Annotated in this window: 10 protein-coding genes and 1 tRNA gene; 9 read left to right on the plus strand and 2 right to left on the minus strand. The window is 63.1% G+C overall.

Annotated features, from left to right (window positions below; genetic code table 11):
• Positions 1 to 120 precede the first annotated feature (120 nt).
• From J2R78_RS28115 to dapD, 3 genes are all read left to right on the plus strand, one after another.
• A complete protein-coding gene (locus J2R78_RS28115; protein WP_253607635.1) occupies positions 121 to 1,833 on the plus strand; it encodes an NADH-ubiquinone oxidoreductase-F iron-sulfur binding region domain-containing protein in 1,713 nt (570 codons plus the stop codon).
• A 36-nt stretch (positions 1,834 to 1,869) separates the two neighbouring features.
• Positions 1,870 to 4,656, plus strand: coding sequence for a formate dehydrogenase subunit alpha (fdhF, locus tag J2R78_RS28120; RefSeq protein ID WP_375166702.1), 2,787 nt, complete (start codon positions 1,870 to 1,872; stop codon positions 4,654 to 4,656).
• Between the two features lie 232 nt (positions 4,657 to 4,888).
• A complete protein-coding gene (gene dapD, locus J2R78_RS28125; protein ID WP_253607636.1) occupies positions 4,889 to 5,860 on the plus strand; it encodes a 2,3,4,5-tetrahydropyridine-2,6-dicarboxylate N-succinyltransferase in 972 nt (323 codons plus the stop codon).
• Between the two features lie 692 nt (positions 5,861 to 6,552).
• Here dapD and J2R78_RS28130 read toward each other — a convergent pair.
• Positions 6,553 to 7,506, minus strand: coding sequence for an MBL fold metallo-hydrolase (locus J2R78_RS28130; protein WP_092090555.1), 954 nt, complete (start codon positions 7,504 to 7,506; stop codon positions 6,553 to 6,555).
• Between the two features lie 310 nt (positions 7,507 to 7,816).
• Here J2R78_RS28130 and J2R78_RS28135 point away from each other — a divergent pair, with 310 nt between their 5' ends.
• The 6 genes from J2R78_RS28135 (at position 7,817) to J2R78_RS28160 (ending at position 13,432) form a co-directional block, all read left to right on the plus strand.
• A complete protein-coding gene (locus J2R78_RS28135) occupies positions 7,817 to 8,170 on the plus strand; it encodes a DUF2200 domain-containing protein (RefSeq protein ID WP_057020632.1) in 354 nt (117 codons plus the stop codon).
• A gap of 1,088 nt (positions 8,171 to 9,258) precedes the next feature.
• Positions 9,259 to 10,263: a TRAP transporter substrate-binding protein gene (locus J2R78_RS28140; protein ID WP_028342401.1), complete on the plus strand. Its 1,005-nt coding sequence runs from the start codon at positions 9,259 to 9,261 to the stop codon at positions 10,261 to 10,263.
• Positions 10,264 to 10,583: 320 nt separating this feature from the next.
• Entirely contained in the window at positions 10,584 to 11,156 is a 573-nt protein-coding gene (locus tag J2R78_RS28145) for a TRAP transporter small permease (RefSeq protein ID WP_057020631.1), read from the plus strand.
• Positions 11,156 to 12,439 carry a TRAP transporter large permease gene (locus tag J2R78_RS28150; protein WP_253607637.1) on the plus strand — a complete coding sequence of 428 codons (1,284 nt, stop codon included), beginning with the start codon at positions 11,156 to 11,158 and terminating at the stop codon, positions 12,437 to 12,439. Before J2R78_RS28145 ends, J2R78_RS28150 begins: the two co-directional genes overlap by 1 nt.
• A gap of 162 nt (positions 12,440 to 12,601) precedes the next feature.
• Positions 12,602 to 13,192, plus strand: coding sequence for a Spy/CpxP family protein refolding chaperone (locus tag J2R78_RS28155; protein ID WP_028332421.1), 591 nt, complete (start codon positions 12,602 to 12,604; stop codon positions 13,190 to 13,192).
• Between the two features lie 164 nt (positions 13,193 to 13,356).
• Positions 13,357 to 13,432: transfer RNA gene (locus tag J2R78_RS28160), tRNA-Lys, on the plus strand.
• Between the two features lie 57 nt (positions 13,433 to 13,489).
• Here the strand turns inward: J2R78_RS28160 and J2R78_RS28165 are convergent.
• The gene (locus J2R78_RS28165; RefSeq protein ID WP_253607638.1) at positions 13,490 to 14,098 is read right to left on the minus strand and encodes a hypothetical protein; all 609 of its coding nucleotides are present in this window, start codon (positions 14,096 to 14,098) and stop codon (positions 13,490 to 13,492) included.
• Positions 14,099 to 14,441 lie beyond the last annotated feature (343 nt).

Raw genomic sequence — 14,441 nt, forward strand, 5'->3', positions numbered from 1 at the left:
TACGCGGCAACCCGACGCTGCTAGAGACGTTCTAAAACTGCTTGCCTCTGGCATACCAGAGAATAGAGTTCGTCGAAGCAGTGCAATTCGCGCAAAGCGTGGTTCCCAAGGCGAGGCTTCATGAGTCGAGACGACGTTCACAAGGTTCGTGCGTTCGAGCATCCCGGACAGGGCAGGAAGCGAGCGAAGGCCACGCCCAAGGGACGCCAGGTCGACCCCGTGGCCGCCCATGAGATCGAGACGCTGCTCGGCGATCGTCCGAGGCGGCGCGACCTCCTGATCGAGTATCTGCATCTGATCCAGGACAAATACCATCAGATCTCGGCGGCGCATCTTGCCGCGCTCACCGACGAGATGAAGCTGTCGTTCGCCGAAGTGTTCGAGACCGCCACCTTCTACGCGCATTTCGACATCGTGAAGGAAGGCGAGGCTGACATCGCGCCGCTCACCGTACGTGTCTGCGATTCGCTGACCTGCGCGATGCTCGGCGGCGAACAGCTGTTGAAGGATCTGCAGAACCGCGCCGGCCCCGGCATCCGCGTCGTGCGCGCACCGTGCGTCGGCCGCTGCGACACCGCGCCCGCTGCCGAGGTCGGCCACAACTTCGTCGATCATGCGACCGTCACCAATGTGCTGGCGGCGGCGAAGAGCGGCGACACCCATGTGCACCTTCCGCCATATGTCGACTACGACGCCTATGTGGCGGGCGGCGGATACCGGCTGCTGGCGCGCCTGCGCTCAGGCGAGCTGCCGCGCGAAGACCTGCTGAAGGCGCTCGACGATGCGTCGCTGCGCGGCCTCGGCGGCGCCGGTTTTCCGACCGGCCGCAAGTGGCGCGCGGTGCTCGGCGAGCCCGGTCCGCGATTGATGGCGGTGAACGGCGACGAAGGCGAGCCCGGCACGTTCAAGGACCGCTATTATCTCGAGACCGATCCGCATCGTTTCCTCGAGGGCATGCTGATCGGCGCCCACGTGGTCGAGGCGCCGGAAGTCTACATCTATATCCGCGACGAGTACCCGGCCTGCCGCGACATCCTCGCGCGCGAGATCGCGAAGCTCCCACCGGGTGGTCCGACGCTGCATCTGCGGCGCGGCGCCGGCGCCTATATCTGCGGCGAGGAATCCTCGCTGTTGGAATCGATCGAGGGCAAGCGCGGCCTGCCGCGGCACAAGCCACCATATCCGTTCCAGGTCGGGCTGTTCGGCCTGCCGACGCTGATCAACAACATCGAGACGTTGTGGTGGGTGCGCGACATCGTCGAGAAGGGCGCCGATTGGTGGAAGAGCCACGGCCGCAACGAACGCCACGGCCTGCGCAGCTTCTCGGTGTCGGGACGCGTCAAGAATCCCGGCGTCAAGCTCGCTCCCGCCGGCATCACGCTGCGCGAGTTGATCGACGAGTTCTGCGGTGGCATGGCCGATGGCCATACCTTGCAGGCCTATCTGCCGGGCGGTGCATCCGGCGGCATCCTGCCGGCGTCGATGGACGACATCCCGCTCGATTTCGGCACGCTGGAGAAATATGGCTGCTTCATCGGCTCCGCCGCCGTGGTCGTGCTTTCGCAGGCCGATGACGTCAGGGACGCCGCGCTGAACCTGATGAAGTTCTTCGAGGACGAGAGCTGCGGGCAGTGCACGCCGTGCCGCGCCGGAACCGAGAAGGCGGCGCTGTTGATGCAGCAGCCGGTCTGGAACAAGGAACTGCTCGACCAATTGAGCCAGGCGATGCGCGATGCGTCGATCTGTGGCCTCGGTCAGGCGGCCTCCAATCCGCTGACCTCAGTGATCAAATATTTTCCGGACGGCTTTCGTCCGCAGCAAGCCGCCGAGTAGGCAAGGCCGAGCAGACGAATTTCGACGAGGACTTGAATGAGCAACAATCAGAACTCAGGCCTGACGATTCAGTTCGAGCTCGACGGCCAGCAGGTCGAGGCGCGGGCCGGCGAGACGATCTGGCAGGTCGCCAAGCGCCAGGGCACCGAGATCCCGCATCTGTGCTATTCGCCCGCTCCGGACTACAGGCCGGACGGCAATTGCCGCGCCTGCATGGTCGAAATCGAAGGCGAGCGCGTGCTGGCGGCGTCCTGCAAGCGGACGCCGACGGTCGGCATGAAAGTGAAGTCGGCCAGCCAGCGCGCCGTCGCGGCGCAGAAGATGGTGATGGAGCTGCTGGTGGCGGACCAGCCGGCGCGCGAAACCTCGCACGATCCGGACTCGAAATTCTGGCACTGGGCCGAGAAGACCGGCGTGACCGAAAGCCGCTTTCCCGCGACTGAACGCTGGCACGCCGACACCAGCCATCCGGCGATGAGCGTCAATCTCGACGCCTGCATCCAGTGCGGCCTCTGCGTGCGTGCGTGCCGCGAGGTGCAGGTCAACGACGTGATCGGCATGGCCTACCGCAACCACGACGCCAAGATCGTGTTCGACTTCGACGATCCGATGGGCGAATCGACCTGCGTCGCCTGCGGCGAGTGCGTGCAGGCCTGTCCGACCGGCGCGCTGATGCCGGCGGTCATGCTCGACGACAAGCAGACCCGCGTCACCTATCCAGACAAGAAGGTGGATTCGCTCTGTCCGTATTGCGGCGTCGGCTGCCAGGTCACCTACCAGGTCAAGGACGAGAAGGTGATCTACGCGGAAGGCCGCGATGGTCCCGCCAATCACAACCGGCTCTGTGTCAAGGGCCGCTTCGGCTTCGACTACATCCATCACCCCAATCGTCTGACCAAGCCGCTGGTGCGGCTGCCCGGCGTCAAGAAGGATGCCAACGACCAGGTCGATCCGGCCAATCCCTACACCCATTTCCGCGAAGCGACATGGGAGGAGGCGCTCGATCTCGCTGCTGCGGGCTTGCGCAAGATCCGCGACGAGAAGGGCGCCAAGGCGCTCGCCGGCTTCGGCTCGGCCAAGGGCTCGAACGAGGAAGCCTATCTGTTCCAGAAGCTGGTGCGCACCGGCTTCGGTTCCAACAATGTCGATCACTGCACGCGGCTGTGTCACGCCTCGTCGGTGGCGGCGCTGTTCGAGGGATTGAGCTCAGGCGCGGTGTCGGCGCCGTTCGCGGCCGCGGCCGACGCCGAGGTGATCTGGGTGATCGGCGCCAATCCGACCGTGAACCATCCGGTCGCCGCCACCTACATCAAGAACGCCGCCAAGCGCGGCGCCAAGCTCTATGTGATGGACCCGCGCCGGCAGACGCTGTCGCGCCACGCCACCGAGCACCTGCAATTCAAACCGGGCAGCGACGTCGCGATGCTGAACGCGATGATCCACACGATCATCACCGAAGGCCTGACCGACGAGCAGTACATCGCCGGCTATACCGAGGGCTATGACGAGCTGAAGGCGAAGATCCAGGAGTTCACGCCGGAGCGCATGTCCCAGATCTGCGGCATTCCGGCGGAGACGCTGCGCGAGGTTGCACGCGCCTACGCCCGCGCCAAATCGTCGATCATCTTCTGGGGCATGGGCATCAGCCAGCACGTCCACGGCACCGACAATGCGCGCTGCCTGATCGCACTGGCCCTGATCACCGGCCAGGTCGGCCGCCCCGGCACCGGGCTGCATCCCCTGCGCGGGCAGAACAATGTGCAGGGCGCCTCCGACGCCGGCCTGATTCCGATGTTCCTTCCGGACTACCAGCCGGTCGGCCGCGACGACATGCGCGGCGCCTTCGAAAAGCTGTGGGGACAGGAGCTCGATCCGGTGCGCGGCCTGACCGTGGTCGAGATCATGAACGCGATCCACGCCGGCGAAATCCACGGCATGTATGTCGAGGGCGAGAATCCCGCGATGTCCGATCCCGACCTGCAGCACGCGCGCGAGGCGCTCGCCAAGCTCGATCATCTCGTCGTGCAGGACCTGTTCGTCACCGAGACCGCGTTTCACGCCGACGTCATCCTGCCGGCTTCGGCGTTCGCCGAAAAGTCCGGCTCCTTCACCAACACCGACCGCCGCGTGCAGCTGGCGCGCGAGGTGATCAAGCCGCCGGGCGATGCAAGGCAGGATCTCTGGATCATCCAGGAGATCGGCAAGCGGATGGGACTGCCCTGGAACTATGCGGGGCCGGGTGAGGTCTTCACCGAGATGGCCGAGCTGATGCCGTCGCTGAAGAACATCAGCTGGGAGCGCCTGGTGCGCGAGGGCGCGGTGACCTATCCGGTCGACGATCCCGACAAGCCCGGCAACGAGATCATCTTCACCACCGGCTTCCCGACCGAAAGCGGCCGCGGCAAGATCGTGCCGGCCAAGGTGATCCCGCCTGACGAACTGCCCGACGACGAGTACCCGATGGTGCTGTCGACCGGCCGCGTGCTCGAACATTGGCACACCGGCTCGATGACGCGCCGTGCCCAGGTGCTCGACCAGATCGAGCCCGAAGCGGTCGCGTTCATGACCCCGAAGGACATGCACAAGAAGGGACTCGCGCCCGGCGACTTCATCCGTCTCGAGACGCGCCGCGGCGCGGTCGAGGTCAAGGTGCGTGCCGACCGCGACGTGCCCGAGAACATGGTCTTCATGCCGTTCTGCTACGCGGAAGCGGCGGCCAACCTGTTGACCAACCCGGCGCTCGACCCGTTCGGCAAGATTCCGGAGTTCAAGTTCTGCGCGGTCCGCGCCGAGAAGATCGATATCCGGACCGCGGCGGAATAGCGGTCCGGGGACGAAGCGCGGAAAGCCGTCCGCCGGCTACTCGCTCACCCGACACAGCACCGCAAGCACCGTCGATCAACATCCGCTCAGAGCGTAAAAGCGGGGCGTCGCTGCGGCGTGGACCCATGTCGCCCTTTACCCCAAAGCGGACCTGTTTGAGAGCCCGGAAGTTGCCATTTCCACGAGAACTCGCGTATGCATGACGTGCAGGATCGCAGTGTGAGAAATTCAGATGACGATGGAGCTGAGGGGCGCGAGAGGCGAGGGATTTGCGACGATTGCCGCTGATGGGCGCGTGCTGGATTCCTGGTTTCTTCAGCTGCGCCTGGTCGCGGAGGCCGACAAGACGGCAACGGTCCCTCTCACGAAGGACGAGGTCAGCAGATCGTTGGGCGAGTCGGCGGACGGATATGCGCGACACGACGACATTCGCAATGTCGACATCGTTCCAATCCGTACAGAAATTGGCTCCCTTGCATCTGCGCCGACGGACGTGCACGACGCGTATCTTCGACTCCATCTGCTGAGCCACCGGCTCGTCCAGCCGAATTGTCTGAACCTCGAGGGAGTTTTCGGTCTCTTACCTAACGTTGCCTGGACGCCCCTCGGTCCCTGTGAGTGCTCTCGTGTACCGGACGCGCGAATGGAGGCACGAAAGCGTGCCCTCGCATTCGAGGTGACAGGCGTGGATAAGTTTCCGCGCATGACCGATTATGTGACGCCAGCGGACGTGAGAATTGCAGATGCGGATCGCGTAAGGCTCGGCGCCCACTTGGCCCCGGGCACAACCGTCATGCATGAAGGCTTTTGCAATTTTAACGCGGGTACGCTCGGTCCCTGCATGGTCGAAGGCCGGATCAGCGCCGGCGTGGTTGTGGGAAGCGGCAGCGACGTTGGTGGCGGAGCGTCGATCATGGGCACTCTGTCCGGAGGAGGGAAAGAGAGGATTACAGTCGGTGAGCGCTGCCTGATCGGAGCCAACGCCGGTATCGGCATTTCATTGGGTGACGATTGTATCGTCGAAGCGGGCTGTTATGTCACGGCAGGCGCGCGCATCCTTTTGGAAGATGGCCGAGTCCTGAAAGCCAAAGAACTCTCGGGCCAGAAGGGCCTGCTTTTTCGTCGGAATTCCCAGAGCGGCGCTCTTGAGGCAACCAAGCGTACGCCAAATTGGGACGGCCTCAACGCGCAACTTCACAGCTAGTGTCCCGAATCCGAAGTTCGCATCATTTGCCGCACCTTCGGAGCGAACTTCGGATTCGATAAGGACACTAGCAAACTTATGATTCTAGTGTGCTTTATGAATGCGAAGTTCGTGAAAGTGGCTGCCGCGAAATCGCACGAACTTCGCATTCAGCACACTAGTCCCCGTCCGTCAGGGGACGATCACCACTCGGAATGTGATCTGTTTGGCGCGATCGCTGTTCACCACCAGTATGGCCACCGCCACGCCTCATAGAGGCGCCACGACGACACCAGGGGCGGGGCGTATGGATCGACCCGGTCGTCTTCAGGGCGATATTGATATCGTGGAACAATATAATAGTCCCACGGAGTTGGCCTTATCACGGGCGTCGGGATAATGACCCTCCTTGGTTCATGAACGACTTGTGCCTTCCGCGCCCGGGCTTCAGCACCAGACGTCCCGAGGTTGCACAGCACGAGGGCCGCTCCGAGAGCGCACGCGACGGTCATTATCTTCATGCATCGGCCTCCTTTGCCTGAGAGTGCAAAAGGACTCAAAGCAAGGCAAGCTAATTCGCTCTCGACCGGCTTGAATGACAGCTTGTGGGGCCCGTAGCCGACCTTTGCTCAGAAGGGCCGCGCGGAAGCCGGAGCCCGCCCCCATGATCGATATGAGTACGCGCCCCGGTTCGGCTCTAACTCGACAAGGTCTCAGTAGTCCCAGAACACCGGCACCCAACGGAAGGCGTCACCCTCGACCGCGACATGTCCGACGGACGGGAACGGCATATGCGTGGCAACCAGCAACTCGCGGTTCGCCGCCAGTTCCCGCAACAGACTGATCCGGGCGCGGGCCGCCTCTTCGGGATCGTGTTCGAAGCCATTGTGCCATTCGGGGTGCTCGAACCCGACCGCGAACACGAGGTCACCGGCGAATGTCAGCCGGTCGCCGCCGGACGCCAGACGAACGACGCTGTGGCCGGGAGTGTGGCCGCCGCTGCGACGGACGACCACTCCGGGCGCCACCTCGTGCTCCTCGTCGAACAGCCGCAGCTGGCTCTGGTATTCCTTCCTGAACCGCTTGGCCGTCGCACGAAGCGCGTCGGGGAAACCCGGCGGCATCGAGACGCGGGAGAAATCGGGCGCCTCCCAGAACTTGACCTCGGCAGCCGCCACATGGATCCGCAGGTCCGGACGCAGCCGCTCCTTCACGCCCTCGACGAGCAGCCCGCCAACGTGGTCCATGTGCATGTGGGTCAGCACCACGTCGGTCACGGACCCAAGATCGATGCCGGCCGCCTCCAGTCGCTTGACCGTCTGCCCGGCCTTCGGCAGGTGCAGGTCCGGGTCCGACCCCAGCCCGGCGTCGACGAGGATGGTTTTCCCGCCGCTTCGCACCACGACCACGTTCAGCGCCCAGTCGAACGCGTCCGGCGGCAGGAACATGTCGTCCAGCCAGGCCGCGCGGACGGCCGGCTCGGCATTGTGCGCCAGCATCTTGGTCGGCAGCGGCAGCACCCCGTCGCTGACGACCAGCACGTCGATCTCGCCGATCTTCAGCGCGTAGCGCGATGGCACCAACTCGTTTGGCCCCGGCTGACCGGCGTGCGAGACATTGTCGAGGTTCATGCTTGTCTCCTGGGTATTGCGGATCATCTGGTTCATCGTTGAAAACTCCTGCGTTCGATCCTGATGTTCGATCCCGGCGGGCCGCATTGTTTCCGCCCGTGGATTGGACATGGTGGTGATCTAACGGATCGGGTGGGGCGCCGCCCCAGAGCGGTTGCCGTCGCTGTAGAGCGATTGCTGCCAACGCATGCGGGCCGCCGCACGCGAGCGCTGGGGACGAAACGGGAGGCAGCAGGCCATCGCCATGCCCTAGCCACGTGCGACACTTCGGATTGGCGAAGCCGGTTCAACCCAGGACTAATATCTCCTCGTCGAGACCCCGGAATACGAACGTTCGGAGCAATTCATGGCCAAGCATCGGATCTATACAACGAGCTTCGCAAGCGTTTACCCGCTCTATGTCGCGAAAGCGGAGAAGAAGGGACGCACCAAAGCGGAGGTTGATCAGGTGATCTCCTGGTTGACCGGCTACGGTTCGAAGGAGCTGGAAGCTCAGTTGGAAAAACAAACCGACTTCGAAACGTTCTTCGCAAAGGCGCCTGAAATGAATCCTTCGCGGGCCTTGATCAAGGGCATGGTGTGCGGTGTCAGGGTTGAGGAAATCAAAGAGCCGACCATGCGGGAAATTCGTTACCTGGATAAACTGATCGATGAGCTGGCGCGTGGAAAGGCCATGGATAAAATCCTGCGGAGGGAATGACGCCTGATCGACCGGATTCCGTTCGCTCGGCGAGGCGACACCGGACGCTGGTGCGTCGCCCGCAATGACGAAAGGACCGGGGAGGGCCGCTACCACTGAGTTGCCCGACGGCGCAAGCCCTCGCAGCAAAAATATTTCGCTTTATCCGAAGCGTGGCTCGGTGTATGGTCTGCCCGTCTCACCCGACACGAGGGGCGCTTCGCGGTCGTCACGAACGTGGGTCGAGATGCGGTGGACGCCGATTGCGCAGTTGACGAACGTGCATGAGGCGGACGGTGAAGTCGTGTGGTCCTGACGCCCTAGCGGCAGGTGTCTTTTCCGATTGCGCAGTGCGCGTTGCGAAGACGGTGACAACCAAGCCCAGTCTCGCCGGGGAGAGCACGAAGTAAGCCGTAGCCCATCGCGCAGGGAAAGCCGGGTTGTTTCCGGTTACACCTGTGGTCCTACCCCCGAACTTTCTACCCATTGCTCGGGGCCCATGGGTGCGATCGGCACCCGGCTTTCCCTGCGCCCTCTGCTTGAGGTGAGGGCGGAACAAGATGCAAAGCTCGGACGCAATGCGCCGCGAGACTGCGGAAGCATGAGCCACACGTGGTCCAACACATTCAGTGTCGTCTTGGCGTCAGTGTCGTCTTGGCGAAAGCCAGGACCCATTACCCCAAATGAGACTTGTTGCGCGATGCTGGGGCCACGACCTCGTTCACAATCAAATGCGGTGGTTATGGGTCCTGGCTTTCGCCAGGACGACAACGAAGAGTCACATCTGCAAGATTTGCCGCGGCGTATGGATCTCTGTTTTCGCAGGGCGACAGCCGGCAAGAAACACGCGCAGCATTCGCGCCCGGCGAACCCGCCATTGCCAAACCTCGCATTGACCTCATTGCCGTGGCCGGGCACAGCGTGCGGGTGGTGTCATTGAACGGTCGCAAGAGCCGAAGGGGATACCGCCGCATCGAATTTTGCAGTGCAGCAATGGTGCAATTGGCCCCTGCTAAAGGGGCAATGGCAATCGTCTTTGCTTGTCTGTAATGGTGCGACCGGATGTCTCGGGGCCGGTATTCGCGCTCCGCAATTACGCGGGAGGAAACATGCGTAAACTCATATTGGCTGCGGCGTCGATCGCGGCTTTGACCTTTGTCGGGCCTGCGGCGGCGCAGTCGCCGATCGTTCTCAAATTCAGCCACGTGGTGGCCTCGGATACGCCGAAGGGCAAGGCGGCCGACAAGTTCAAGGAACTCGCCGAGAAGTACACCGGCGGCAAGGTGAAGGTCGAGGTCTACCCGAACTCGACGCTTTACAAGGACAAGGAAGAGCTCGAGGCGCTGCAGCTCGGCGCGGTGCAGATGCTGGCGCCGTCGAACTCGAAGTTCGGCCCGATCGGCATCAAGGAATTCGAAGTCTTCGATCTGCCCTACATCCTGCCCGACCTGAAGTCGCTGCGGAAGGTCACCGACGGGCCGCTCGGCGCCCAGCTGCTCAAGAAGCTGGATTCCAAGGGCATGACCGGTCTCGCCTATTGGGACAACGGCTTCAAGCAGATGAGCGCGAACAAGAAGCTGGTCGCGCCCGCCGACTACAAGGGGCTCAAGTTCCGCATCCAGTCGTCGAAGGTGCTGGAAGCCCAGTTCCGCGCGCTCGGCGCGATCCCGCAGGTGATGGCATTCTCCGACGTCTACCAGGCGCTGCAGACCGGCGTGGTCGACGGCCAGGAGAACACCTGGTCGAACATCTACACCCAGAAAATGCATGAGGTGCAGAAGTACGCCACCGTCACCAATCACGGCTACATCGGCTACGTCGTGGTCGTGAACAAGAAGTTCTGGGACGGCCTGCCGGCCGATATCCGCGAGCAGCTCTCCAAGGCAATGAAGGAAGCCACCGAGTTCGGCAACAGCCAGTCGGCCAAGGAAAACGACGACGCGCTCGCCGAGATCAAGAAGGCCGGCAAGACCGAGATCGTCGCGTTGACGCCGGAGCAGGACGAGGCGATGCGCAAGGCGATGATGCCGGTCTACAAGGACGTGGCATCGCGCGTCGGCCAGCCGTTGATCGACGAATTCCTCAAGGAAACCGGCCGCAGCCCGATGAACTAGCTGCGATGCTTCGCCGCTGAGGCGATGCCAGACGAGCTCCCTCTCCCCGTTCTTGCGGGGAGAGGGTTGGGGTGAGGGGCCTTCTCCGCGAACGCGGCTCCAGATGTGCTCGCGGAAGCTCCCCCTCACCGGAAATTCAAGCTGCGCTTGAATTTCGACCTCTCCCCGCACGCGGGGCGAGGTAGATCGGAGGCAGCTCCGATCGACGGCAACAGTCACGCGGGACTTGAACCGCAAACATAGTGAACGCCGCGGCCGCGTGAGGTCGCGGCCAGGGTGCCGTGGCCGGTTGCCGCATCAGGCCATGACAGGGGAGATCAATGCTGCTTAAAATTCTGGACCGGCTCGAGGAAATCATCATCGCGAGCCTGATGGGGGCCGCGACGCTGCTGACCTTCGTCACGGTCGTGCACCGTTTTCTGGTCGACGTTCCCGTGCTCTATCCGTACCTGTTCGGCATCAATCTCGCCTGGTCGCAGGAACTCTGCATCTACATGTTCATCTGGATGGCGAAGTTCGGCGCCGCCTATGGCGTGCGCGCCGGCGTCCATGTCGGCGTCGACGTCCTGATCAACCGGCTCAACGATTTCTGGCGCAAGCGCACCATCACCTTCGGCCTGCTCGGCGGCGCGCTATTCACCGGGATCGTCGGCACCATGGGCGCCAAATTCGTGTTCGAATTGATGCATACCGACCAGGTCTCACCGGATCTCGAGATCCCGAGCTGGATCGTCTACGCCTGCATTCCGCTCGGCTCCTATCTGATGTGCTTCCGCTTCCTGCAGGTGTGCTGGAATTACTGGTGGACCGACGACCTGCCGCACCATGACGCCTCCCATGTCGATGGCGTCGAGACCAGCAAGACCGCGCCCGTCGCGCTTGGAGAAGCGTGATGAGCGCCGCACTTATTTTCGGACTGCTGTTTGCCCTGATGCTGACGGGCATGCCGATCTCGATTTCGCTCGGCCTGACCGTGCTCACCTTCCTGTTCACCATGACCGAGGTGCCGATCGAGAGCGTCGGCCTGAAGCTGTTTTCGGGCCTCGACAATTTCGGCATCATGGCGATCCCGTTCTTCATCCTGGCCGGCACCTTCCTGACCCGCGGCGGCGTCGCGCGGCGCATGATCGCGTTCACGACCTCGCTGGTCGGGCATCTGCCCGGCGGCCTTGGGCTGGCCGGCGTCGCGGCCTGCGCGATGTTCGCGGCGATCTCGGGCTCGAGCGTCGCCACCGTGGTTGCGATCGGCTCGATCATGATGCCGGCGATGGTCGATCACGGCTATCCGAAGCGGTTCGGCGTCGGCGTGATCTCGACCTCGGGCGCTCTCGGCATCCTGGTGCCGCCCTCGATCATCCTGGTGCTCTACGGCGTCTCCACCAACACCTCGATCGGCGCGCTGTTCATGGCCGGCATCGTGCCGGGCGTCGTGCTCGCGCTGATGCTGGCGGCGGTGACTTTCTTCGTCGCGCAGCGCAACGGCTATCCGAAGATGCCGCGCGCGATCATCGGCCAGCAGTTCAAGGCGTTCCGCGAAAGCATCTGGGGCCTGCTGCTGATCGTGATCGTGCTCGGCGGCATCTATGGCGGCATCTTCACGCCGACCGAAGCCGCAGCGGTCGCCGCGACCTACGCCTTCTTCATCACCGTATTCGTCTACAAGGAGCTGAAGCTCTCCGAGGTGCCGAAGGTGCTGCTGCAGGCGGCGAGCATGAGCTCGATGCTGCTCTACATCATCACCAACGCGGTGCTGTTCTCGTTCCTGATGACGCACGAGCAGATCCCGCAGGAGATGGCGGCCTGGATCATCGACAAGAACTTCTCGGTCTGGATGTTCCTGCTCGTCGTCAACATCATCCTGCTGCTCGCCGGCAACGTGATGGATCCGTCGTCGATCCTCCTGATCATGGCGCCGATCCTGTTTCCGCTGGCGACCAAGCTCGGCGTGCACCCGGTGCATCTCGGCATCCTGATGATCGTCAACACCGAGGTCGGGCTGTGCCACCCGCCGGTCGGGCTCAACCTCTACATTGCGAGCAGTATCGCCAAGATGGGCATCAGCGAGATCACCATCTCGGTGTTGCCATGGCTGTGCGCGATGCTGGTGTTCCTCGGCCTGATCACCTACGTGCCGGAGATCTCGCTGTGGCTGCCGCGCTTGCTCGGCATGATCTAGCGCAAACAACAGACATCCAAAGCGCGACCTCGCGCCTTGGATGTTTCTGCGGTGCAATGAAAGCGGATTACATCTTGGTAACAGAGCTCTCTCTGTCCAATCCGTAAGTTGAAGGCGCGGGCGGGCGGCATCATCTTCGAGCAACCTTCAAAGGAGGTTCGTATGAAGAAAGTTCTGCTCGCCGGCATCGCGGCGCTCACGATTGCCGGTTCGACCGCGGTCTATGCCCAGCATCGTCCCTGGTTCCACGGCCATATGCGGATGAGCCCCGAGGATCGGGCCGCCTTCCTCGACGCGCGGATCGCCGCCGTCCACGCCGGGCTGAAGCTCAACGCCGATCAGGAGAAGCTGTGGCCGCCGGTTGAGGCCGCGGTGCGCGACTTCGCGAAGATGCGGCTCGATCGTGCCAATGCGCGGATGGCCGCCGAGAAGACCGATGCGGACAAGTCGCAGAAGCCCGATGATCCGGTCGCCCGCCTGCGCGAGCGCGCCGGCAACATGGCGGCGACCGCGACGTCGCTGACGAAGATCGCCGATGCCGCCGACCCGCTCTACAAGACGCTCGACGACAACCAGAAGCGGCGGCTGAGCATGCTGACCCATATGGAAGGGCGCGGCTTCGGCGCCGAAGGCTGGCGCCGCCACCGCCTAGAGCGCGGCATGGACCGCTGGGAGCGCGGCGGCCGCGGCTTCGATCACGACCGTTTCGACCGCGACGATGGCCCTGATCAGGAGCGCTCCGGCCGGCTCTGAGCGCCGTCCGCCGGCACCCTCGCCAAGCCTATGAAAGGCCGCCGGATTCCGGCGGCCTTTCGGTTGTCAGAAAGTCGGGAAAACTTGCTTGAGCTTGCTGGACATCGGGGAATCGCTTTGCTAAACGACCGCTCTCTTGCGAGGGTCATTTCCGGACAAGTTCCGGGCGCATAGCTCAGTTGGTAGAGCAGCTGACTCTTAATCAGCGGGTCCCAGGTTCGAGCCCTGGTGCGCCCACCAAGCTTTTCAATAGCTTAGGTTAGCCCTCGTAGTTGTCATTCCGACAAACGGCCGCGTCTATTCCGACAAACCGGCTGCTTTTGTTCGCTCCTCGCGGCGCTTCCGGGTCCCCGAGATCAGCTGTTTACGGGTCCGCTTTGCATAGATCCGCGATTGCCGTGCAGACCTGTGGCGGCCGGCCGCGGCGACAATGTCCTTCACGACGCTGCGCAGGTAGCGGAGGTCCTTGCGCTCAGTTATCCACGGTGGCGGAGTACGCGACTTGCGGTGCGCGCGATCGCGCCTGAAGACCAGACCCGAAACCGTGACCTGCTTGATGGCATCGAGCTCGGCCACCAGTTCGGGGAAAAGTGATTCGCCCCGATCATCGAAAAGCGGCCACCAGGCTTCCTCGCCGTTCTTCGGATGCACGATCTTCACGCTATTGGGCCGCTCCTTGGGGCGGTAGTGCGAAATCTCAAAAGCTCCGAAGACATGCTCCTCGCGCTGCAACCACTCCGTCAGCCCGTGAGACCGCCAGCTGTCGAAGGCCGGCAGAAGAACGTACTCGGCGCGCTCAACGGCCGCATTGTAGTTCTCACCGAGTGCCTTCGCCTTGACGTGACACCCTTGCGCACGCGCCCAGGTTGGAGGCTCGAAGAAGTAGGCCCATCGGCCGTTGCGCAACGGCTTTCGCCTGCAATACCGAGCAATCTCAGAGCGGTCTTGGGAGGCTTCATACTAGCGCCCGAAGAAAGCCTGCGCGAGCGCGACGACTTTCAGGCCGACGTTCCGCTGGCCGAGACGGTGTCCCGCCTGCAGGCGAGGGACCCGCCGGGCACCCTTGCGGCCGAAGCATGCGACGGTCGGGGCTTCGGTGGGTGTTGCCCCAAGTAAGCGTTTCGAGCATCTGCGCGATGAGCACCATGCCCAACCTCTCATGACCCAATTCCCTGGCATTCTCCCGCGAGCAAAATCAATCGCATCTGACGGAGCGAATGATCGGGTCAGTTTTGCGCAAAATGCGCAA

Source organism: Bradyrhizobium sp. USDA 4538 (assembly GCF_024171045.1).
Lineage (GTDB): Bacteria > Pseudomonadota > Alphaproteobacteria > Rhizobiales > Xanthobacteraceae > Bradyrhizobium > Bradyrhizobium australafricanum.